Below are 22,266 nucleotides of genomic sequence, written 5' to 3' on the forward strand. Positions count from 1 at the left end.
CGTTCACGTCGTCAGGTCGAGTCGTCGCGTCGTCGGAGCACGCCGTGTGCAACGAGTCCGACGACGAGCGCCCAGAATGCTCCTCCGATTCCCCAGAACGAGATCCCGGCTGCGGCGGTGACGAACGTGAGCGCGGCGGGCAACAGGTACTCCTCCTGCGACAACGCCCCGAGCAGCGCATGCGCGAAGGTCCCCAGTAGCGCCAGACCGGCGACGGTCTCGAGCAGTCCATTCGGCGCGATCGACGTGATGGTGACCAGCACTCCGGACAATGCCGCCAGGACCAGATACGAGATACCTGCCGAGACACCGGCTATCCACCGACGCGAACGGTCGGGTCCCGCCTCGCCACCTGCGGCGAGCGCTGCCGAGAGTGCCGCGAGGTTGATCGCGTGCCCACCGAAGGGTGCGCCGACAACCGTACCGGCACCGGTGACGTACATCGACGCCCGCCAGGGGGCGTGATAACCGAACGACTTCAGTACCGCGACCCCGGGCACATTCTGCGACGCCATCGTGACCACGTAGAGCGGAACGGCGATTCCGACGATCGCGGAAAGGTCGAAATGTGGTGTGGTCCAGGCCATCTGCGGGAACCACGCGGTATGCGCCTGTTTGTCGACGCCGTGCACCGCGAGGTAGACGCCGATCACGACGAGCGCGGTGACCAACGCGAGCGGGAGCGCCCAGCGCGGCAGCCATCGCGTCGCGACCAACCACACGACGAGGATGGGGATGGTCAGCAGAGGTTGCACGGCAAGGGATTTGATCGGCGCGAGGCACAGGGTCAGCAGCACACCGGCCAGCATCGCCTGCGCGATCGGCGTCGGAATCCGCGCGATCAGATCACCGAGCGCGGGAATGAGTCCGGTGGCGAGTATCAGCACACCGACGATCACGAACGCCCCGACCGCGGCGGGCCAACCCGAGTGGTAATTCGCTCCCATCGCGGCAAGCAGCGCCGCACCGGGCGTCGACCATGCGAGAGTGATCGGCATGCGGTAGCGAAGACACAACACGATGATGCCGACCGCGAACGTCACAGTCAGTGCCAGCAGTCCCGACGCCGCCTGCGTCGAAGTCGCCCCCACTGCGCGCAGTCCGGCGACCACGACCACGAACGACGACGTGAAGCCGACGAGCGCGGTCACGATGCCTGCGACTATCGGCTCACTGTTCGCCGTTCGCTCCGGAGTGGTCACGACGGCCAGCATAGCGGTATCGTTCCGTAAACAGAACACCATTCGGGTGTCGTGACGACCCCGCGAAAGGTAGGTGTCGACCACGTGGTCGCAGAACCGGCGCGCGACGATCGGCGCAGAGAGGTCGGCGAACGGATCTGTGCGCTACGCACCGAACGCGGACTGAGCCTGTCCGCACTCGCTCGCGCTGCGGGAATCGGGAAAGGGTCGCTCTCCGAACTCGAAGCGGGGCAACGCAATCCCACGCTCGACACGCTCTATTCCGTGGCCGGGCCACTCGGTGTACCTCTGACTGCGCTTCTCGGCGAGGCGTCGGGAACCGAGGGCGACGGCACCCATCTCACCGCACGCCTGCTCCACGTCGAGCATCACGACGACGGCGCGACGACGGAAGTCTTCTGGCTTCACGTGACATCCGGCGGGGTGCGGCGGTCGCCCGCGCACGGGCCGGGCGTCGTCGAGCATGTCCGAGTGGTGCGCGGACATCTCATCGCGGGTCCCGAAGGCGACGAGAAGCCTGCGGGACCAGGAGAATCCCTGCACTGGATCAGCGACCGGCCACACTCCTACCGCACAGACGACAACGTCCTGGCCGTGCTGACCATCGACTCACCCGCGTAGCGCAGTGCCCGACGCGACTCCGCCACGCAGCCATGACCCCCACAAATGCGCATTCCCGCGAACCGTCTCCGTTGCCGCGACCGAGATTTCGGTCGCGGCAACGAAACGAGTTCGCGGGAATGCGAGTGGATGTAGCCAGAAACTAGCTGGTGCTCTTCTTGGCGGTTGTCGTCTTCTTGGCCGGGGTCGACTTGGTCGCAGTCGACTTCGACGCAGTGGTCGACTTGGTCGGCGTGGTGCTCGTCCGCTTCGCGGCCATCTTCTTGGCCGGCGACGCGTTGGCGGTGCGCGCCTTGCCCTCGACTGCGCCTGCCGCGCCGTCGATCTTGGCGGCGGCGACAGCGCTGCGCTCCTTGGCGGTCTTGCCTGCCTCGGTGACAGCTGCACTCGCCTCGTCGAGCTTCTCGTTCACCTCGAGCGCGGCCTCATCGACCTTGTCGCCGAGGTCGTCGACAGCATCGTCGAGGGCGTCGCCGGCCTCTCCGACGCGGGTGCTGACCAGCGTCGCAATCTTCGACGCCTGCTCGCCGACCGCACGCGTCTGATGCGAGACGACGCCGAGGGCGTCTTCGGTGAGATCGACTGCGTCGTTGTAGGTCTTCTCCGCGCGGGTCAGACCCTCCTGGACGATCGGCTGCTGCCACAGACGTCCGACAGCCTCTTCGCCACGCTCGGCGAGCGAGGTGTAGACGGTGGTGGCGAATTCGACGTAGCTGTCGGCGAGCTTGCGCAGCTCCTCCGGCGACAGCTTGGTGCGCAGGTCGTCGATGGTCGACTCGATGGTGCCCGGAAGCTCCTCGGGGAGCGCGTTCAGACGACCGCGTGTCTCCTCGAAGCGGGTCTGTGCGGTCTCGCTAGCAGCCTCGGTGCGCTCCTTGATCTGCGCGACGGCATCGCTCACCTGCTTGAGTGCCAGGTCACCCGCGCCGACCACGGCATAGAACGGGCTGGGGAGGTTACGCTCGGTGGTGGTGGTCATGGTGATCTCCTTAGTCAATTGGTCACCAGACGAAGTTGCGGCACACGGCATATCGAAGAAGCGAACCGCGCTGTCGCTCCCGCTCTCGATAGGTGCCGCACCAGCGTTCTAGTGGTTCCACAGACCAGTATGCCATGTTTGCTAGCTATTGCAAGCAATCTGCTAGCACTGGATTGCGCAGAACCTGTGATCCGCAACACGGTCAGCGCATCGCCGGCCGATCCGCCTCGACGTACCGGTAGAAGCCCTGCCCCGACTTCTCGCCGAGATGGCCGGCAGCGACCATCCGCAACAGCAGCGGGGTCGGCGCGTACAGCGGCTCCCTGGACTCCTCGTACATGCGATCGGCGATCGCCTTGACGGTGTCGAGCCCGACGAGGTCGGCGAGCCGAAGCGGACCCATCGGGTGTGCACACCCGAGAACCATTCCCCGATCGACGTCCTCGGCTGTGGCAAATCCGTTCTCCACCAGACGAATTGCCGACAGAAGGTAGGGCACGAGCATCGCGTTCACAACGAATCCCGAGCGGTCGGCCGACCGGATGACCTGCTTGCCGAGTACCACGTTGGCGAACGACTCTGCACGCGTGACGATGTCGGGAGCGGTGTGCAGAGTGGTCACGAGCTCGACCAGGGGCAGCACCGGGACCGGATTGAAGAAGTGCAATCCGATCACCCGCGAGGGATTCTGCGTCGCCATACCGAGCGTGATGATCGGTATCGCCGACGTGTTGGACGCCAGCACCGCATCCGGCTCGGCGACGATCTTGTCGAGGGCCGCGAAGATCTCGGTCTTGACGGCGTCGTCCTCGACGACAGCCTCGCATACCACCTGACGATCGGCGAGATCGCCGAGCTCTGTGGTGAAGCGCAACCGCAACGACGCCTGTTCGCGCTCCCGTTCGGTGAGCTTGCCGCTCGAGACCCCTCGGTCGAGCGACCGCAGAATCCGCGAGCGACCGTCGACGACGAGCTCGCGTGTGGGTTCGTAGACCACGACGTCCGCATCGGAGCGGGCGCACACCTCGGCGATTCCGGCACCCATCTGGCCCGCGCCGACAACGCCGACCCGCCACGCCTCAGACACACTCATCTCCGCTCAGATTCCATTACGTGACAACTGATTTCGCGAGCACATGGGTAACTCGTCGGGAACGCCCACGAGTGCCGAATATGCCAACAGGCGGCCCGCAACGTGAGTCGCGGGCCGCCTGCCGATTCGCTCAAACCCCGGAGAGGCGGTCTAGTCCGCAACGTGAGTCGCGGGCCGCCTGCCGATTCGCTCAAACCCCGGAGAGGCTGACTGGTTCCTAGTGGAACTGGCCTTCCTCGGTGGAGCCCTTCAGAGCGGCGGTCGAGGTGTTGGGGTCGACCGTGGTGGCGATGCGGTCGAAGTAGCCCGCACCGACCTCGCGCTGGTGCTTGGTGGCGGTGTAGCCACGAGCCTCAGCAGCGAACTCGCGCTCCTGCAGGTCGACGTAAGCGGCCATCTGCTCGCGGGCGTAGCCGTAAGCCAGGTCGAACATCGAGTAGTTGAGGGCGTGGAAGCCGGCGAGAGTGATGAACTGGAACTTGAAGCCCATCGCGCCGAGCTCGTTCTGGAACTTCGCGATGGTCGCGTCGTCCAGGTGCTGCTTCCAGTTGAAGGAAGGCGAGCAGTTGTAGGCCAGGAGCTGGTCGGGGTACTCACTCTTGACGGCCTCGGCGAACTGGCGAGCCAGCTCGAGGTCGGGCTTGCCGGTCTCCATCCAGATGAGGTCGGCGTAGGGAGCGTAGGCCTTCGCACGCGCGATGCAGGGCTCGATGCCCTTCTTCACGTTGTAGAAGCCTTCGGAGGTGCGCTCGCCGGTGATGAACGGCTTGTCGCGCTCGTCAACGTCCGAGGTGATCAGGGTTGCGGCCTCGGCGTCGGTACGTGCGACGACGACGGTCGGGGTGTTGGCGACGTCGGCAGCCAGGCGAGCCGAGGTCAGGGTGCGGATGTGCTGCTGGGTCGGGATCAGCACCTTGCCACCGAGGTGGCCGCACTTCTTCTCCGACGCGAGCTGGTCCTCCCAGTGGGTTCCGGCAGCGCCGGCCTGGATCATGGCCTTCTGCAGCTCGTAGACGTTGAGGGCACCGCCGAAGCCTGCCTCACCGTCGGCGACGATCGGCACAACCCAGTTGTCCACCGAGTTGTCGCCCTCCACGCGGGCGATCTCGTCGGCGCGCAGCATGGCGTTGTTGATGCGGCGCACGACGGCCGGAACCGAGTTGGCCGGGTAGAGCGACTGGTCGGGGTAGGTCTGCGCTGCGAGGTTCGCATCGCCCGCGACCTGCCAACCCGAGAGGTAGATGGCCTTGAGGCCTGCACGCACCTGCTGGACGGCCTGGTTACCGGTGAGGGCACCGAGTGCGTTGATGTAGTTGTCGCCGTTCACGCCCTCCCAGAGGATCTCGGCGCCACGGCGTGCGAGGGTGTGCTCCTCCACGACGCTGCCCTGGAGTTCGGCAACCTGCTCGGCAGTGTATTCGCGCTTGATGCCCTTCCACCGCGGGTTGGTGTCCCAGTCCTGCTGGATTTCCGCGGCGGTGCGGGGCTTTCCGACGTTGCTCATTAGCCACTTCGCTTTCGTTGTGCTGCTCGTCCCGATCGCCCGGAACGAATGCTTGTCCGGCTCTGGATGCCGGGGCCTTTCTGATCCCGACCGAAGCTGCCAGGGTGCGCACCCAGGCCGGGTGGTGTCAGGCCTCCGAGCTGCGTCGTGTCCGCCAATGTGATCCCAGCCACGGGCGAGGATCTCCTTTTGCGAACTCTTCGGCACTTCCCGGAAACGCCTGAACCAAGGGTGCCACACCGAAAACACGCAGGTCCAATCCCCTTTGGATGCAAAATCAGGCCAATCAGGTGGCGAGAGTTTGCTAATTTTGCAAATCTCGTGATGTGAAGAGTCGCACCGCCACTGCCAAAAAGTACGCGCGTACTGCGTTTTTTCGTGGCGCCTTGTGCCCACCCGTCACGCGTTCGAGCGCAAGCCTGCCGCCGATCCACACCAATCCCGACACCACGTATGTGGTGTGTTTCACACCCAGCCGCGCGGTTTGCCCCGGCTCCACAGCACTGCGCGGCGACTTTCCGATGGCATGCAACCACCGCTCCGTCACTGCGGACCGCGGCGCCGTTGTCGCCGACTACCTCGCGGCGGCTCTCAACGCGGTCCCGAAGAGGTCGACGAACGTGGCAGACGGCATCGGAACCACCGCGTCGGGCGCTGGATTCTGCGCACGGCTCGCTGGACCGTTGACCGTCAGGCTGACCGTGAACACCGTTCCGCCGGGACGCCTCACCAACGCGTACCCCGAGTACCCGATCTGTGTGCTGACCGTGGAGTCGGCCAGCGTCGTTGAGACGTCCGACCGGGACAGGAACGACCGCTCGACGCTGACCCCGCGACCCGCACCCTGTGCGACCTCAGGAGGGTCGGGGAGCGTCGTCGATTCCGTCCTGACGCTCGCGCCTGCGAGGGCACCCGACGCGACCATGGTCGTGGTGCTGCGGCACCGCCCGGTCCTGGTGCGGATGTCGTCGTCGATGTCACGTCGCACGGTCGACACCAGCTGGACCAACCCGATGTCGGCGGCACTCGCGGCGAGCACCGCGGAGTTCGACGCGGTGAGCGCGTCGACGAAAGCTGCGTCCGCTGCCGGTCGGCACTCGTCGGGAACCACCCGGTCGCCTCGGGCGACAGCGAGTTGCGCACGATCGGCGCCGGTGAGATCGGAGATACTGAGTTGGGTCGTCGCAAAGCCGGAGGGCAACTGCGCGGGCCGTAGCAGTAGGTCGGCGGGAACGGCGTCTGCCGCGGTCGGGGCGGCGGCGTCATCACCACAGGCGACCGGTAGGCACACCGTGCACGCGACCACCGCCGCCAGCACCCACCGTCGATCCCACCGCCCACGCACGGGGTCACCGTACCCTGAGGATTGTCCGACGAGACGTCGTCATTCCTCGACGGTCGAAACTGTGCAAGAAGGTGGCAGATGAGCAAGACCTACGTCGGTTCCCGCCTCCGCCAACTGCGCTCCGAGCGCGGGCTCTCGCAGGTCTCGCTGGCGCAAACACTCAACATCTCGGCGTCGTATCTCAATCAGATTGAGCACGATGCCCGCCCGCTCACCGCTTCCGTACTGGCGCGGATCACCGAGGCCTTCGGGGTCGACGGCGGGTTCTTCGACTCACAAGACGACGTCCGGCTCGTTGCGGAACTGCGTGAGGCGCTGCTCGACGATGACGTCGAGGCCCCACCGACGACCATCGACCCACAGGAGATCACGGCGATCGTCTCCGCCCATCCCGACATGGCACAGGCGATGGTCAATCTGCATCGCCGCTATCGGATTGCGATCGATCAGCTCGCCGCCGCAACCGACGAACGCAGCGACCGCGCGATGCGCGGATCGATCACGGCACCCCACGAAGAGGTGCGTGACTATTTCTATCAGCGACGCAACTACATTCACGCCCTCGACGTCGCGGCCGAGGAGCTGAACGCACGCATGCGTATGCATTCCGGCGACGTCCGACGAGAGATCACCGATCGTCTCGAACGCGTCCACGGCGTCACGATCGCGCCCCGCGTCGACCTCGGAGACTATCTCCTACACCAATTCGACCCCGCCACAAGGCGTCTCGAGGTCTCGGCGGCACTGTCTGCCGGACAGCGTGCATTCAAGCTCGCCGCCGAGCTCGCATTGCTCGAGTTCGACGACCTGCTCACCGAGCTGGTGGACGAGGCGAACTTCACCAACGACGAGGCACGGGCACTGGCCAAGACCGGACTGGCCAACTACTTCGCCGCGGCAGTGCTATTGCCTTACACCCAGTTCCACGGGGCGGCAGAGGATTTCCGATACGACATCGAACGCCTATCGGCCTTCTACGCCGTCTCCTACGAGACGATCTGCCACCGACTGTCGACGCTGCAGCGGCCGAATCTACGCGGTGTGCCGTGGTCCTTTGTTCGCGTCGATCGTGCGGGAAACATGTCAAAGCGTCAATCCGCCACGGGTTTTCACTTCTCGTCGAGCGGCGGAACGTGCCCGCTGTGGAACGTGTACGAGACCTTCGCCTACCCGGGCAGGATCATCACACAGATCGCCGAGATGCCGGACGGCCGCGACTATTTCTGGGTCGCACGCACCGTCGAGCGTCGCGCCGTGCGATATGGACAGCCGGGCAAGACATTCGCGCTCGGCCTCGGCTGCGAACTGCGCCATGCGGCACGAGTGATCTACTCCGATGGACTCGAGATCGGCCCGCAGGCGAGCATCACCCCCATCGGCGCGGGTTGCCGTGTGTGCGAACGTCAGAACTGCGCGCAGCGTGCATTCCCGCCACTAGGCTCGAGTCTGCGTATCGACTCGCACCGCAGCAGCGTCTCGCCCTACATGTCTTTCTGAACTCCCACGCCCCGTCGGGTACCCGCCGATCAGTAAACGAGTACTCGCACGGTCTCGGCCACGCAGGCAGGCTTCTCGCTGCCCTCGATCTGAACCGTGCTGCGCACCACCATGGAGATCCCGGCGGGACTGTCGTCGATCGACACGATCTCCGCGTTGGCACGAATTCTGGAGCCGACGGTGACAGGGCTGGGAAAGCGGACCTTGTTCAGGCCGTAGTTGATCACGAGTTTGGGGCCGTTCACGGTGAAGATGCCGCCGGCGAGCAGCGGGAGCAGCGACAGAGTCAGATAGCCATGCGCGACAGTCTTGCCGAACGGCCCGTCCTTCGCCCGCTCGGGATCCACGTGGATCCACTGGTGGTCACCCGTCGCGTCCGCAAACGCATCGATACGCTCCTGGGTGATCTCCAGCCAGTCGCCGTACCCGAGATCCTCGCCGATCGCCGCCGTCATTTCATCGACGCTGTTGAAGGTCCGTGGTGTGATGTCGGTCATGAATTCAGTAGTCTACCGTTGCGCCCATGACGAAAAGTGACGGTGGCTCGCCAGCGGGTCCGCGTGTTGCGCCAGGCACACTGGGCGAGCTCGGAATTCTCAACTGGGTGTTCGCCCGGGGCGCTGCCCGCGTGATCGGGGTTCGGGACGCGCACGTCTTCTCCACCCTCGGGCGCACGCGCGGCCTCTTCCGCTCGTGGCTGCTCTACTCCAGTCGGCTGATGCCCTTCGGTTCGCTGTCACGTCGCGACTCCGAAATGGTCATCATCCGTGTCGCACACCTGCGGGGCAGCGAGTACGAACTCGATCATCACCGTCGCCTGGGCAAACGCGCCGGAATCGACGACGCCGAATTCGCCCGCATCATTTCGGGCCCGGACGCAGGCTGGGGTGACCGCGAGAGGTGGATGCTACGCGCCGTCGACGAATTGATCGCCGACAAGGACATCAGCGACACCACCTGGACATCGCTTCGCAGGCACCTCGACGAGCGTCGTGTCATCGCATTCATCCTGCTGGCCCTGCAGTACGACTCACTGGCCACCACACTGCACACGCTGCGGGTTCAGCGCGACACCCGCGTCTGAGAGACGAACTCATCCACTCCGTCTCGATGCGCTCCGAGTGCGTATTCTTGCCCCGATCGGGTGAGCCCCGATCAGATGGCGCGGTAGTCGCGGACGGACATGCGATGTCCGCGACGCGGCGCCCACGTGCCATGTAGTTCTGCCATCCGCACGATCCGATAGCGATGTCCCGCATAGGGTTCGAGCAGTTCGAGCATTCCGGCGTCGTCGACGGGCTCGCCGATCAGCGTGTGCCCGATGAGTGCGGGTATGTGGTAGTCGCCGACGGGCACGGCATCGGCGTCACCGACGGCGCGTGCACGCGCTTCGGCAACCGTCCACGGACCAACCCCCCGGAGCACCTCTAGTTTGTCCGGGTGCCGATCGACGTCCATCGCCGTCGCACCTCGTATCGTCCGCATCCGCACGGGTTCGGCACCGCTGCGGTGCCACTCCCACACCGGGATCGCGGCCCACTCCCGCTGCGGCGGAGGCACACGCATGTCACGAGGAACGGGACCTGGCGCGGGCGCGCCGTACCGCCGGAGCAGATGACGCCATGCTCGCCACGCCTCGGTGCCGACCACTTTCTGCTCCAGAATCGCGGGCACCAACGCCTCCCACATGCGCCCGGTCCGCCCGATACGTAAGCCGCCCGACGACGCGATGAGCGAGGCCACGACGTCGTCGCGCGGCGTCAGTTCTTCCGGATTGTCGGCGGCGCCCAGCATGTCGGGCATCTGGTCGAGCAACCAGGATGCCCCTGCCCCCCAGGCGCGTCCGGTGATCGACGATCCGTCGGCCGAGACAGCCAACGTGCCAGGACCCTCCGGTGTGTGGACGGCGCGCCAGATCGAGCCGTCCGGTGCGTACCGGAACGCAGGGTCACCGCTGCCGCGCCGGTGTAGCCCCAGCGTCGAGCGGATGTCGACGGACCACGGCGGCGTCCATGACCGCGTCAGTTCTGTCCAGCCCATCGAGTTCTCCTAGGTCGAGCACGTCGACTCTAGTCGTAGCGTGTGACATGTCCGACCGGCCGTCGCCATCTCGGGACACGGCCGGCGGCTATCCGAGCGCCAAAACCTGCCGATCTGAGACCAAAATGCCTCCCCAGGTCGCGAACGGCCACCCGACCAGCGCAGCCAGGCCTAGTGTCAGATTCTGAGAACACCACATCCGACACCAAGGACATCGACATGTGCACACGTGTTATCTGGCCGGACGCCAACGGAGCGGTGGTCGTGGGCCGCAACATGGACTTTCACAGGGATTTGAAATCCAACCTGTGGACACAACCCCGCGGTATCAGCCGCGACGACGGAGTCAAGGGAGAGCTCACCTGGACGTCGAAGTACGGCAGTGTGATCGCCGCGGCATTCGACATCATCTCGGTCGACGGTCTCAACGAGGTGGGCCTTGCCGGCCACGTGCTGTGGCTGGCCGAGTCGACCTACGGCGAGTACGACGAATCACGCCCTGCGCTGAGCCAGGCGATCTGGCTGCAGTACTTCCTCGACAACTTCGCAACCGTCGCAGACGCAGTGGAGTGGATCGAGAAGACCGACGTCCAGGTCATCCAGATGCCAGACCCCACGGGCGGCACGCCCCCGACCATCCACCTCGCGCTCGACGACGCGGCCGGTGACTCGGCGATCATCGAGTATCTCGATGGGAAGCCGCACGTCTATCACAACAAGCGGTATCACGTGATGACCAATTCACCCACCTACGACCAACAAATCGAGTTGCTCAAGCAATGGGAAGGTCTCGGCGGCGACCAGACCTTACCGGGCGACACCCTGGCCGAGCACCGCTTCGCGCGGGCCGCCTACTACTCGTCGCGTCTGCCGAAGCCGAGTTCGCAACTCGAGTCGGTGGCAAGCATGTTCAGCGTGATCCGCAACGCTGCACAGCCGTTCCGCATCCCCGACCCGGGCAAACCCGATGCCTCGCAGACGATTTGGCAGGTCGTTCTCGACCTGACAAACAAGCGCTATGTATTCGAGTCGACGACACGGCCGAACATCGTGTGGGTCGATCTCGATGAGCTCGATCTGAAGGAGGGCTCGCCACAGCTCAAACTCGAGCTGACCAGCAAGCTCGCACTCGAGGGCGGCATCGCAGGCAATGTCGCAGGCGACTTCGAGGACCACGGTCCGATGACGTTCCTCTCGTTCGCACTGCTCAAGCAACTCGAGGACGCAGAGAAGACACAGCCAACCAAGAAGTGAATCGCGCGTCGACTCAGGCGAACTTATAGGCTTCCACCGGAAGCGTTGATGACGTAACGCTGGCAGCGGGCGCGTAGCGTCCGCGCGTCTCCGGAGGGCCGAACGTGAGCGACAACGCCATCGTCGACGAGCTGAACTCCATAGTCGGCTCTGCCAATGTACTGACCGATCCCGATCTCGTCGCGGGCTACGTGACCGACTGGACCGGCAATTGGATCGGACACACCACGGCGGTGGTGCGACCCGCGGACACCACGGAGGTGTCGTCCGTACTCGCGGCATGTCATCGCGCGTCGGTGCAGGTCGTCCCACAGGGCGGAAACACCGGACTGGTCGGCGGCTCGATACCCATGAACGGTGAAATCGTCCTCAGCACAACACGTTTACGCACGATCGAGGAGATCGACCCGGTCGGCCGCATACTCGCCGCGGGTGCCGGGGTCACCGTCGCACAGGCCGACGCCGCGGCTGGCGAGCACGGCCTGGCGCTCGGTACCGATCTCGCCTCACGCGACTCGGCGACACTCGGTGGGATCGTCTCGACCAATGCGGGCGGTGTCCGCATGATCAGATACGGCGGCACCCGAAGTCGTGTGCTGGGAGTCGAGGCGGTCCTCGCCGACGGCAGCGTGCTCCTGCGGTGGAAACACCTTGTCAAAGACAACGTCGGCTACGATCTCCCGGGATTGTTCACCGGCGCCGAAGGCACCCTCGGAGTGATCACCCGCGTGCTGATGCACCTGGTGACTCCCGCATCGACGACCGCCGTCGCACTGGTCGCGGTACCCGACATCGCGTCGGGCCTGACTCTGACCGACAGACTCGCGCACGCCGGACTGACGCTCGAGGCCTCAGAACTCATGGGTTCCGACGGGATCGATCTGGTTCGACGACACCATGACCTCCGCGCCCCGTTGGACGTCGACGCTCCGTGGTATTTCCTCGTCGAGGTCTCCGGCCCGGGACATCCCACCGACGCCCTCGTGGAAGTTCTTGCCGAATGCGGCGAACTCGTACTCGACGCCGTCGCCGAACCGGGTCCGGCCACACGCTTGTGGACATACCGGGAGAGCCATACCGAATCCATCAGCGCGTCGTCGACGACCCCGCCGGTGAAACTCGACGTGTCGACGCCGCTGCGCGAACTCGACGAGTTCGTCTCGGAGCTCGGCACAGAACTGCGTCGACAGTTCCCGACGGTCCGCCCGATCGTGTTCGGGCATGCCGGCGACGGCAACGTGCACGTCAACCTGCTCGACGTCGCCGCGGACGAGCGGGAGCGGGTCACCGACCACGTGCTGCGGCTGGTCGTCGCACACGGCGGGAGCATCAGCGCAGAACACGGCATAGGGAGAGCCAAGCTGGAGTGGATCGACTTGGCCCGCGACGCAACCGATCTCGCGGCGATGCGTGCGATCAGGGCGGCCTTCGACCCGAGTGGCATTTTGAATCCGGACGTGCTGCCCCGCTGATCAGGGGAGTTCTGGTGTGGGGACACCGACCCGGCCCCTATGGGACCTTGGCCCCGTTACCGCAGGCCGGCAGCGGCGCACACTCGATCCATGAGGTACTCAGAAGCAATAACCGTAGGCATCGACGGTTCATCGAATGCACTGGGCGCGGTCCGCTGGGCAGCACACGCCGCGACGATTCATCAGACCACCCTCGACATCGTGTTCGCGCTGGAGACCGCGGCGCCCCCACTCATCGACTATGCCGTGCCGGAAGTGTATTTCGACGCCGCGCGACTGTATGCGAAAGCGGCTGTGGCGACGGCAGTGCAGGTAGCCGAGACGGAGAGCCCCGACATCGAGATCCGTACCCACGTCGTCGTCGACTCCGCGCGCGGCGCCCTGCTGTCCCGGTCTCGCTCGTCGTCGATGGTCGCGGTCGGCTCGTCGGGAACCGGACGTCTCACCGCCGCCCTCATGGGGTCGGTCGCGACCGCGCTCGCCTCCCATTCGGTCTGTCCCCTCGCGATCATCAAGGACAACGGGGAACCGCCACGACCCACCGGACGCGTGACCGTGGGTGTCGACGGTTCTCCCGAATCGCTGGAGGCTCTCGATTGGGCGGCCCACGAAGCCACCGATCGGGCCGCACAGCTCTCCGTGATCTCCGCATGGAACTCGACGGGGTTCCAGCAGTCGGACCGGGCATTCGCCGACGCCGAACGCGAGATCGAGAGCGCACTGGCCGTGCATGTCAATGCGATCAAGCGACGACTGCCTCGCCTGCGGATCACGACCCAGGTAATCGACGATGCTCCGGTTGCCGCGTTGGCCAAGGCCTCCGACGATTCGGATCTGCTGATCGTCGGAAGCCGTGGCCGCGGCGGCTTCACGGGACTGCTGCTCGGCTCGACGAGCCAGGGCGTGTTGTACTCGGCGCGCTGCCCGCTGATCATCGTGCCCTGACGGGCTCTACAGATTGATCATGTGCCCGATCGCGCCATGGCCACCCCGACGAAACGCGCGTCCTACAAGTTGATCATGTGCCCGATCGCGCCATGGAACGTTTCCTGCATGGCTTCGCTCATGGTCGGGTGGGTGTGCACGTTGCGGGCGAGTTCCTTGGCGGTGAGGTCCCACTTCTGCGCGAGGGTGAGTTCAGGCAGCATCTCGGAGACGTTGTCGCCGACGAGGTGAGCGCCGAGCAGTTCGTCGGTATCGGCATTGGTGAGGAGCTTGACGAAGCCCGCAGTCTCTCCCATTCCGCGTGCTTTGCCGTTCGCGCTGAACGGGAAGGTGGTTGCCTTGACGTTGAACCCTGCGTCCTTGGCCTGCGCTTCGGTGAGTCCGAAGGAGGCGACCTGCGGCTGGCAGAACGTGGCACGCGGCATGAAGCGGTAGTCGCCGAGCGTCATGGTCTCCGCACCCGCGATGGTTTCTGCCGCAACGACGCCCTGGGCCTCCGCGACGTGCGCGAGCTGGAGCTTCGCTGTGACGTCGCCGATCGCATAGATACCGTCGACGTTGGTCCGCATGAAGTCGTCGATCGCGATGGCACCGCGATCGGTGAGCTCGACGCCGGTGTTCTCGAGGCCGAAGCCCTCGACACGCGGCGCGAACCCGACGGACATGAGGACGCGGTCGACGGTGACCTCGCCGTCGTTGCCCTTGGCGTCCTTGTAGGTCACCGTCACGTCGTTGCCGTTGTCGGTGACGGTCTGCACGCCTGTTGACGTCAGTACCTTCACGCCGAGCTTCTTGTACTGCTTGGCGATCTCCTTGGAGACGTCGACGTCTTCGTTGGGCAGAACGCGGTCGAGGAACTCGATGATCGTCACGTCGACGCCGTAGTTGGCGAGGACGTAGCCGAACTCCATACCGATCGCACCCGCGCCGACGATGACGATCGAGTCGGGCAGGTCACGGGTGAGGATCTGGGTCTCGTAGGTGACCACGTTGTCGGAGAGTTCGACGCCGGGCAAGAGCTTGACCACGGACCCGGTGTCGATGATGACGTTGTCGAAGGTGATCTCGCGGTCGCCGACCTTGATGGTCTTGGCGTCGACGAAAGTGCCGAAGCCCTCGATCTCGGTGATCTTGTTCTTCTTGTTCAGGTAGTGCACACCCTTGGCGCTCGCGTCGGCGACGCTACGACTGCGGTCGAATGCCGACCCGTAGTCGAAGCTCACATCTCCTGACATGCCGAAAGTCTTCGACTCATGGTTGAAGATGTGGGCGAGTTCGGCGTTGCGCAGCAGCGCCTTGGACGGAATACATCCAACGTTCAGACACACGCCACCCCAGTACTTCTCTTCGATGATGGCGGTGTTCATGCCCAACTGGGCGGACCGGATCGCGGCCACGTACCCACCTGGACCTGCTCCCAGGACAACTGTTTCAAAGTGATCAGCCACGACTGCCAGCCTACGACGCTGGTGATCGTGCGCGCAGAACGTCCCCCGTACTGGTCGGTAATCGCCCTACATCCATGGTTCTCCGCGAATCCTGCGCGAAGCCGTCACACACGGTGTTTGAATCGCCGTGTGATTGCGTCTCGATCAACGGGACCACCCGCTGGTGGTCAGGCTCCCCGGCCTGAACCATGACAGCTGAAGCAGTTGGATTCCCACACCCCAAGGATCAGACGTGACCTCATCGTCGAGCACAGACCCCTTCGCGCCGGCGCAACTCGGACCGCTCACCCTGCGCAACCGGCTCATCAAGTGCGCGACGTTCGAAGGCGCGACTCCCGACGCGCTGGTCACCGACGAACTCGTCGAGTTCCATCGGGAGGTCGCTGCGGGCGGCGTCGCGATGAGCACCGTCGCGTACTGCGCGGTCAGTCCCGAGGGTCGCACCGACCGACACCAGATCTGGATGCGTCCCGACGCCGCTGCGGGGCTTCGTCGACTCACCGACGCCATCCACGCCGAAGGCGCGCTCGCCGCAGCACAACTCGGCCACGCGGGACCGGTGGCGAACTCGGTGTCGAACGGCGCGAAAGCCCTCGGGCCGTCGCGTATCCCAGCCCCCATGGGAATGTCGGTCACCCGAAGGATCTCGGTGGACGACATCGCCGAACTGCGCGCGACGTTTCGCCGGGCGGCCAGGATAGCCGTGGACTCGGGATTCGACGGACTGGAAATCCATTGTGGCCACAACTATCTGATCAGCTGCTTTCTCTCGCCGCTGCTGAATCATCGCCGCGACGGCTACGGCGGTTCGCTGGTCAATCGGGCGCGTCTAGCGCGCGAAATCGTCGAGTCGGTGCGTGAGGAGGTCGGCGACTCGGCTGCCGTGTGGGTCAAGTTGAACATGTACGACGGCGTCGGCGGCATCGGGCGCATGCGCGGATTCGACGTCGACGAGGCGTGCGAGGTCGCCCGGCTCCTGGAAGCCGACGGCCACCTCGACGCCATCGAGCCGACAGCGGGCAGTTCACTACTGAACCCGATGTACCTCTTCCACGGCGACGCCCCCCGGGAGGCCTTCGCCGACGCTTTCCACGGCGCGATGCGCTGGGGCCTCAAGGCCGCGGGCCCGTTCTTCCTGAAGCACTACGACTACCACCCCGGTTATCTGATGCCGCTGGCCCGCCGACTTCGCGAGAGCGTCGATCTGCCGATCATCCTGCTCGGCGGCATCACCGACCGCACGACGATGGATGCGGCGCTGGGCGAGGGCTTCGATTTCCTCGCGATGGGTCGCGCGCTGCTGCGCGAGCCCGACCTGCCCCTGCGCATCGCCGACGATCCGACTGTCAGCTCGCAGTGCACACACTGCAATCTGTGCATGCCGACGATCTACTCGCGCACGCGATGCCCGCTGCGTGAGTCGGCAGAAGCGCGGCCATAGCTCACCGGCCAAGGTGGTCGGCGAGATAGCGCCCTGTCACCGACTCATCGTTCCGCGCCACCTGCTCCGGTGTGCCGGTGGCGACGATCCGACCACCCTGCTCACCCCCGCCCGGCCCCATGTCGATCACGTAGTCGGCGTTGGCGATCACATCGAGGTCGTGCTCGATGACGATGACCGTTGCTCCCCGCTCGGTCAGTCTGGTCAGTACAGCGAGAAGTGTGCGTACGTCGAGTGGATGCAGTCCGACGCTCGGTTCGTCGAGGACGAAAACCGTGTCGGACTGGTCGCGGTGCAATTGGTTGACCAGTTTCAAACGTTGGGCCTCGCCGCCGGACAGCGCGGGTGTCGACTCGCCGAGGGTCAGATATCCCAATCCCAGCTCGTCAAGAGCCTTGAGGCGCTTGGTTACTCGTGGCAGACCCGATACCTCGTCGACGGCGTCGCGGATCGTGTGTCCGAGGAGTTCCGGCAGTGAGATCCCGTCGCGGGTGTACTCGCGTGCCCGTGGCGCGAATCTGCTGCCCTTGCAGTCGGGGCACACGATATCGATGTCGGGGAGGAACTGGACGTCGAGTGAGACCTCGCCTGTTCCTTCACATCTCGGACACGACAACGAACCGGTGTTGTAGGAGAAATCCGAGGCCGTGAGTCCTGCTGCGCGTGCGGTGTCGGTATCGGCGTAGGCGCGACGCAGATCGTCCATCACTCCCGAATAGGTGGCGACAGTGGACCGTACGTTGACACCGATGGGCGTGGCGTCGACCACCTGTGCATGAAATCGCTTGCCCGCGGGATGGTCGGGAACGTCGAGAGCGAGGACGTGCGCCGGCATCCTTCCCGGAGGCTCGGTGGACGACGCGACGAGCGCCGGGACCAAGGATTCGAGGATCAACGTGGTCTTTCCCGACCCCGACACACCGGTGACCGCGACGAGGCGTCCGCGCGGGAGGTCGACCGTCAACGGTGCCACGGTGTGGATCGCGGAGGTCTCGAGATGGAACGTACCGAGTGCGAACACCTCGTCGGTCGCACACTGCTCGTGCACCACCACATCTGCTGCGCCAGTGAGGAATCCGGCCAGTCGCGAGTCCGGATCGTCCTCGACGTGCGGAACAGTGCCCTGCGCGATGACCCTGCCACCGTCACTTCCCGATCCGGGCCCGATCTCGACGAGCCATTGCGCCCGGCGCAGGATCTGTACGTCGTGGTCGACGAACACCACCGAGTTCCCATCGGCGAGAAGGTCGTTCATCACCCCGACCAATCCTTCGATATTCGCCGGATGCAGCCCGATCGACGGTTCGTCGAGTACGTAGAGCACGCCGGTTGTCCGGTTGCGCACGGCGCGCGCGAGTTGCACCCGCTGACGCTCCCCCGTCGAGAGGGTCGCCCCGGCGCGGTCGAGGGTGAGGTATCCCAATCCCAACTCGACCAACCGCCTGGCCATCCCGAACAGCGTGTCGACGAGGCCCGTGGCCATCTGCTGCATCTCGGGCGGGAGCGTCGTCGACACACTCGGCGCCCAGGCGAGGACGTCGTCGAGCGAGAGCGCGGTGATGTCGGCGAGGTTGCTCTCACCGATTCTCGGTGCGCGGGCCGCCTCACTGAGCCGAGTACCTTCGCAGGTCGGGCAGGTTCCGACGGTCAGAAACCGGCTGACCCGCGCGAGTCGCTTCTCGTTGTCGGCGCGTTTGAGTTCTTCGGTGACGGTGAGTCTCGCATTGCGGAAGGTGAAGTCGAGATCGTGCAGCCCCTTTTTCGACGTGACCGTGATGTGTTTCTTCTCCGCGGGACCGTCGAGCACGACCTGTCGCTCGTCGTCGGTGAGGTCGCGCCACGGGACGTCGGTGCGGACACCGAACTCGCGCGCGATGGCCGGCTGCACGTTGAAGCCGAACATGTTCCACGGCGCCACCGCTCCCTCGTCGAGAGTCTTCTCGGTATCGGGAACGAGCGCGGCGTCGTCGACGGTGCGAACCACCCCTGTGCCACTGCAGGTCGGGCATGCGCCGCGTGAGTTGAAGGCGAGGTCCTCGGCACCGGGCGCGTGGACCTGTGCGCCGCACACCGGGCACGAGAAGGGGCGTTCGGCGGCGACGTCGATCGTCGGTGGGACGTAGTGGCCGTTGGGGCAGCGATGCGACGCAAGCCGCGAGAACATCAGCCGCAACACGTTGAGCAGCTCGGTCGATGTGCCGAACGTCGAGCGCACGCCGGGCGGCGCTGGTCGCTGACGCAGGGCGAGCGCGGCCGGGACGTGCTCCACGGAGTCGACGTTCGCGCGAGCGGCCTGCGCCATGCGCCTGCGCGTGTAAGTCGACAACGCTTCGATGTAGCGGCGCGAGCCCTCCGCGTAGAGCACGCCGAGAGCCAGCGACGACTTGCCCGACCCCGACACACCGGCGATGCCCACGAGCGCACGCAGCGGGATGTCGACGTCGAGGTCGCGCAGGTTGTTGACCCGTGCGCCGCGCACCGAGATCTGATCCGGCTCGGCGTTGCGGGGCACGATGTCGGCGGGCACGGCACGGTCGGCGGTACGGCTCACCTGTTCGAGGGTATCGACGCGACGTCGGTCCGTTGCGTCGGAGACCGGCGGCACTCCGCTAGGTTGGCGAATGGGTCCGTGTGACCAGCAGACCCACTCATCGCCGACGGGAGGTTGCGCACGATGACATCCGATGCCACCACAGGTACCGACGATCCCTATCTCTGGCTCGAAGAAGTCACCGCCGACCGCTCCCTCGACTGGGTTCGCGAACACAACGCACCCACCGTCGAACGGCTGACGACGTCGAAGCGATTCGCCGAGATCGAGGAACAAACCCTCGAAGCCCTCGACACCGACGATCGAATTCCCTACGTCCGACGCCGCGGCGAGTTCCTGTACAACTTCTGGCGCGACGCCGCCAACCCGCGTGGCCTGTGGCGGCGCACGACGCTCGAGTCCTATGTCACCGACGCCCCGGAGTGGGACGTGTTGATCGACGTCGACCAGTTGGCGAAGGACGAGGACGAGAACTGGGTCTGGAAGGGCGCCACGGCGTTGCGGCCCGACTATCGCCGCGTACTGATCTCGCTGTCCCGAGGCGGCGCCGATGCCGCGGTGGTCCGCGAATTCGACCTCACCACACGTTCCTGGGTCACCGACGGCTTCACGCTGCCCGAGAACAAGTCCTCGGTGAGTTGGATCGACGAGGACAACGTCTACGTCGGCACCGACTTCGGCATAGCCCCCGACGGCCATAGTTCGCTGACCGACTCCGGGTATCCACGCATCGCCAAGCGTTGGAGGCGCGGCACGCCGCTGGACGAGGCCGTCACCGTTTTCGTCGGCGAACCGTCGGACATCTCGATCCGGGCCGTCTACGACGATACTCCCGGCTTCGAACGTCACTTCATCTCCCGTTCAACGGATTTCTTCAATTCCCTGCTGTACGAGAACCGTGCAGGCGACCTCGTGCTCGTGGATGTCCCGACCGATGCCTATGCGGGCGTGCGACACGACTGGTTGCTGGTCATGACGCGTTCACAGTGGTCGCCGACGGGGCCCGAGGGCCCGACGTACGATCCGGGCACGCTGCTCGTGTTCGACTATCCGAGCTACCTCGACGGCAACCGCGACGCCGTCGTGTTGTTCGAACCCGACGCCCACACGAGCCTCGTCGATTTCGCATTCACCGAGCACTACCTGATCATCACGACGCTGCACGACGTACACACCTCGATCGCCGTGCTGACCGCTGGAGACTGGACTCCCGTCGAGGTGAACGGATTACCCGACATGGCAACGATTTCCGTCCTCGACACCGATCCTGATCACAGCGACGAGGTGTTCTGGTCGGCCACCTCGTTCACCGAACCGCCGAGTCTGTTGCATGGCACCATCGGTGCCGGTGACGCCACCGTGATCAAACGCAGTCCCGAGTTCTTCGACGCGTCGTCGGTGACCACCGAGCAGTATTTCGCAACGTCCGACGACGGCACCCTCATCCCCTACTTCGTTGTCCGGCGTACGGACGTCACGCACGGACCGGCCCTGCTCTATGGATACGGCGGATTCGAGAATGCGCTCACACCGGGCTATCTCACCGTCGCGGGACGCGCATGGATCGAACGCGGCGGCATCTACGTCATCGCCAACATCCGCGGCGGCGGCGAGTACGGCCCGGCATGGCACACGGTGGCACAGAAGTCGGGACGCCACCTGGTCTACGAGGATTTCTCAAGCGTCGCAAGGGATCTGGTCACCAGACGCTTCACCACGCCAGCGCAGTTGGGTGCACAAGGCGGTTCGAACGGCGGTCTGCTGATGGGTGTCATGCTCACCCGGTATCCGGAGTTGTTCGGGGCGCTGGTCTGTCAGGTGCCACTCATCGACATGTACCGCTACCACCTCCTGCTCGCGGGAGCGTCGTGGGTCGCCGAGTACGGCAACCCCGAGGATCCGGCGGAGTGGGCGTTCATGGAGCCGTTCTCGCCTTACCAGAACATCCGGCGCGACGTGAAGTACCCACCGATCCTGGTGACGACGTCGACCCGTGATGATCGTGTGCATCCCGGCCATGCGCGCAAACTCGTTGCGCGACTGGAGGAAAACGGCCACACCGTCGACTACTACGAGAACATCGAGGGTGGGCACGGCGGCGCGGCCGACAACAAGCAGGCGGCGTTCAAGTCTGCGCTTGCCTACGAGTTCTTGTGGGAGACATTGGCTGACGACGTCGCCGAGTGATCGGATACCAGGCGAGTCCGACCAAAGCCGCGCTGAGATGCCCGATGTTGGTGAACGTGAGCTCGGTGATGACGGGCACGACGTAGTAGACGGTCACGCCCGCGAGGTAGAACCAGCGCCAGGGGCGGGCGATCCGGTACGTGAGCACCGCGGCGATCCCGGCGAAGAAGTAGCTCACCCCGACGTCCTGTACGTGGATCATGTCGAGGCTGCGCACCCCCTCGTGGATCGCGAGCGCTAACACGCCCTGGCTCACGTAGGTCGCGACCACGTGAGCAGACAAGCCAACGACCAGCCATCGCAGCGACCCCAGCCACCGTTCGGCAGGAACGTGGAAGATGCAGAAGGCCACAGCCCACGGAAACCAGAAGGCACCGTCGATCCAGAACAGGCTCGTCCACAGGACGTGAAACGGATCGTGCATGAGGTGTTCGAGATTGGTGGAACGCGCTCCGAGCACCCGATCGAGATCGCCGGGACTCATGTGCCGCTGGGCGATTGTCGTCCCCAGGAGAACGGTCATCCACGCGAACGTCAGTGGCGCACTACGCAGGCAGCCGAGTACTCGGGCGGCCACGCGTCGGCGCGGTCGATCTTTCGTCTCACCCGGTACCTGCGTCATCGTGGTCAAGTGTGACGCACCGCCGACCGACACGCGCATCCATCACGCGAGCGTGCTGGTCCTCC

At 65.2% G+C, this 22,266-nt stretch carries 18 protein-coding genes; 8 read left to right on the forward strand and 10 right to left on the reverse strand.

What is annotated here, in order from left to right:
• Positions 1-11: 11 nt before the first annotated feature.
• The gene (locus LK459_RS05875; protein WP_007239148.1) at positions 12-1,214 is read right to left on the reverse strand and encodes a benzoate/H(+) symporter BenE family transporter; all 1,203 of its coding nucleotides are present in this window, start codon (positions 1,212-1,214) and stop codon (positions 12-14) included.
• 72 nt (positions 1,215-1,286) lie between these two features.
• On the opposite strand from LK459_RS05875, the gene LK459_RS05880 reads away from it, so the two are divergent.
• Positions 1,287-1,823, forward strand: coding sequence for a helix-turn-helix domain-containing protein (locus LK459_RS05880; protein WP_007239147.1), 537 nt, complete (start codon positions 1,287-1,289; stop codon positions 1,821-1,823).
• Positions 1,824-1,965: 142 nt separating this feature from the next.
• On the opposite strand, the gene LK459_RS05885 is transcribed toward LK459_RS05880, so the two are convergent.
• The 4 genes from LK459_RS05885 to LK459_RS05900 all read right to left on the reverse strand — a co-directional run bounded on the left by LK459_RS05885 (position 1,966) and on the right by LK459_RS05900 (position 6,744).
• Complete coding sequence (locus tag LK459_RS05885; protein WP_007239146.1) at positions 1,966-2,802, reverse strand: prolipoprotein diacylglyceryl transferase; 837 nt, start codon at positions 2,800-2,802, stop codon at positions 1,966-1,968.
• A 202-nt stretch (positions 2,803-3,004) separates the two neighbouring features.
• Positions 3,005-3,895, reverse strand: a complete 891-nt coding sequence (locus tag LK459_RS05890; RefSeq protein WP_007239145.1) for a 3-hydroxybutyryl-CoA dehydrogenase — start codon at positions 3,893-3,895, stop codon at positions 3,005-3,007.
• A gap of 217 nt (positions 3,896-4,112) precedes the next feature.
• Positions 4,113-5,399 carry an isocitrate lyase gene (gene aceA, locus LK459_RS05895; protein ID WP_007239144.1) on the reverse strand — a complete coding sequence of 429 codons (1,287 nt, stop codon included), beginning with the start codon at positions 5,397-5,399 and terminating at the stop codon, positions 4,113-4,115.
• A gap of 574 nt (positions 5,400-5,973) precedes the next feature.
• Positions 5,974-6,744, reverse strand: a complete 771-nt coding sequence (locus tag LK459_RS05900; protein ID WP_039994098.1) for a hypothetical protein — start codon at positions 6,742-6,744, stop codon at positions 5,974-5,976.
• Positions 6,745-6,822: 78 nt separating this feature from the next.
• Here LK459_RS05900 and ramB point away from each other — a divergent pair, with 78 nt between their 5' ends.
• On the forward strand, positions 6,823-8,241 hold the full coding sequence (gene ramB, locus LK459_RS05905; protein WP_007239142.1) for an acetate metabolism transcriptional regulator RamB: 1,419 nt from the start codon (positions 6,823-6,825) through the stop codon (positions 8,239-8,241).
• Between the two features lie 29 nt (positions 8,242-8,270).
• Here ramB and LK459_RS05910 read toward each other — a convergent pair whose 3' ends face one another.
• Complete coding sequence (locus LK459_RS05910) at positions 8,271-8,738, reverse strand: MaoC family dehydratase (protein WP_007239141.1); 468 nt, start codon at positions 8,736-8,738, stop codon at positions 8,271-8,273.
• A 26-nt stretch (positions 8,739-8,764) separates the two neighbouring features.
• On the opposite strand from LK459_RS05910, the gene LK459_RS05915 reads away from it, so the two are divergent.
• Positions 8,765-9,325 carry a carboxymuconolactone decarboxylase family protein gene (locus tag LK459_RS05915; protein WP_007239140.1) on the forward strand — a complete coding sequence of 187 codons (561 nt, stop codon included), beginning with the start codon at positions 8,765-8,767 and terminating at the stop codon, positions 9,323-9,325.
• A gap of 71 nt (positions 9,326-9,396) precedes the next feature.
• On the opposite strand, the gene LK459_RS05920 is transcribed toward LK459_RS05915, so the two are convergent.
• Entirely contained in the window at positions 9,397-10,281 is an 885-nt protein-coding gene (locus LK459_RS05920; RefSeq protein WP_007239139.1) for a DNA-3-methyladenine glycosylase family protein, read from the reverse strand.
• A gap of 219 nt (positions 10,282-10,500) precedes the next feature.
• Here LK459_RS05920 and LK459_RS05925 point away from each other — a divergent pair, with 219 nt between their 5' ends.
• From LK459_RS05925 to LK459_RS05935, 3 genes are all read left to right on the forward strand, one after another.
• Positions 10,501-11,535, forward strand: coding sequence for a linear amide C-N hydrolase (locus LK459_RS05925; protein WP_007239138.1), 1,035 nt, complete (start codon positions 10,501-10,503; stop codon positions 11,533-11,535).
• A gap of 104 nt (positions 11,536-11,639) precedes the next feature.
• On the forward strand, positions 11,640-13,007 hold the full coding sequence (locus LK459_RS05930; RefSeq protein ID WP_007239137.1) for an FAD-binding oxidoreductase: 1,368 nt from the start codon (positions 11,640-11,642) through the stop codon (positions 13,005-13,007).
• Between the two features lie 90 nt (positions 13,008-13,097).
• A complete protein-coding gene (locus LK459_RS05935) occupies positions 13,098-13,952 on the forward strand; it encodes a universal stress protein (RefSeq protein ID WP_007239136.1) in 855 nt (284 codons plus the stop codon).
• 62 nt (positions 13,953-14,014) lie between these two features.
• Here the strand turns inward: LK459_RS05935 and lpdA are convergent, their stop codons facing one another.
• Positions 14,015-15,400: a dihydrolipoyl dehydrogenase gene (gene lpdA / locus LK459_RS05940; protein ID WP_227922269.1), complete on the reverse strand. Its 1,386-nt coding sequence runs from the start codon at positions 15,398-15,400 to the stop codon at positions 14,015-14,017.
• A gap of 232 nt (positions 15,401-15,632) precedes the next feature.
• On the opposite strand from lpdA, the gene LK459_RS05945 reads away from it, so the two are divergent.
• The gene (locus tag LK459_RS05945) at positions 15,633-16,841 is read left to right on the forward strand and encodes an oxidoreductase (RefSeq protein ID WP_007238705.1); all 1,209 of its coding nucleotides are present in this window, start codon (positions 15,633-15,635) and stop codon (positions 16,839-16,841) included.
• A 1-nt stretch (position 16,842) separates the two neighbouring features.
• Here the strand turns inward: LK459_RS05945 and LK459_RS05950 are convergent, their stop codons facing one another.
• Positions 16,843-19,392 (reverse strand): excinuclease ABC subunit UvrA, encoded by a 2,550-nt coding sequence (locus tag LK459_RS05950; RefSeq protein WP_007238706.1) that lies wholly within the window; start codon positions 19,390-19,392, stop codon positions 16,843-16,845.
• 123 nt (positions 19,393-19,515) lie between these two features.
• On the opposite strand from LK459_RS05950, the gene LK459_RS05955 reads away from it, so the two are divergent.
• On the forward strand, positions 19,516-21,579 hold the full coding sequence (locus tag LK459_RS05955; RefSeq protein WP_007238707.1) for a prolyl oligopeptidase family serine peptidase: 2,064 nt from the start codon (positions 19,516-19,518) through the stop codon (positions 21,577-21,579).
• On the opposite strand, the gene LK459_RS05960 is transcribed toward LK459_RS05955, so the two are convergent.
• Positions 21,518-22,201 (reverse strand): rhomboid-like protein, encoded by a 684-nt coding sequence (locus tag LK459_RS05960; protein ID WP_227922270.1) that lies wholly within the window; start codon positions 22,199-22,201, stop codon positions 21,518-21,520. The genes LK459_RS05955 and LK459_RS05960 overlap by 62 nt on opposite strands.
• Positions 22,202-22,266 lie beyond the last annotated feature (65 nt).

This window comes from Gordonia otitidis (assembly GCF_020735545.1).
Classification (GTDB): Bacteria; Actinomycetota; Actinomycetes; order Mycobacteriales; family Mycobacteriaceae; genus Gordonia; species Gordonia otitidis.

What these genes read in the sequence shown, in the direction of transcription:
- ramB (WP_007239142.1), top strand. Translation starts at nt 6,823, where the DNA reads ATGAGCAAGACCTACGTCGGTTCCCGCCTCCGCCAACTGCGCTCCGAG.
- LK459_RS05910 (WP_007239141.1), bottom strand. Translation starts at nt 8,738, where the DNA reads ATGACCGACATCACACCACGGACCTTCAACAGCGTCGATGAAATGACG.
- LK459_RS05960 (WP_227922270.1), bottom strand. Translation starts at nt 22,201, where the DNA reads ATGACGCAGGTACCGGGTGAGACGAAAGATCGACCGCGCCGACGCGTG.
- LK459_RS05875 (WP_007239148.1), bottom strand. Translation starts at nt 1,214, where the DNA reads ATGCTGGCCGTCGTGACCACTCCGGAGCGAACGGCGAACAGTGAGCCG.
- LK459_RS05890 (WP_007239145.1), bottom strand. Translation starts at nt 3,895, where the DNA reads ATGAGTGTGTCTGAGGCGTGGCGGGTCGGCGTTGTCGGCGCGGGCCAG.
- LK459_RS05885 (WP_007239146.1), bottom strand. Translation starts at nt 2,802, where the DNA reads ATGACCACCACCACCGAGCGTAACCTCCCCAGCCCGTTCTATGCCGTG.
- LK459_RS05920 (WP_007239139.1), bottom strand. Translation starts at nt 10,281, where the DNA reads ATGGGCTGGACAGAACTGACGCGGTCATGGACGCCGCCGTGGTCCGTC.
- LK459_RS05915 (WP_007239140.1), top strand. Translation starts at nt 8,765, where the DNA reads ATGACGAAAAGTGACGGTGGCTCGCCAGCGGGTCCGCGTGTTGCGCCA.
- LK459_RS05955 (WP_007238707.1), top strand. Translation starts at nt 19,516, where the DNA reads ATGACATCCGATGCCACCACAGGTACCGACGATCCCTATCTCTGGCTC.
- aceA (WP_007239144.1), bottom strand. Translation starts at nt 5,399, where the DNA reads ATGAGCAACGTCGGAAAGCCCCGCACCGCCGCGGAAATCCAGCAGGAC.
- LK459_RS05925 (WP_007239138.1), top strand. Translation starts at nt 10,501, where the DNA reads ATGTGCACACGTGTTATCTGGCCGGACGCCAACGGAGCGGTGGTCGTG.
- LK459_RS05935 (WP_007239136.1), top strand. Translation starts at nt 13,098, where the DNA reads ATGAGGTACTCAGAAGCAATAACCGTAGGCATCGACGGTTCATCGAAT.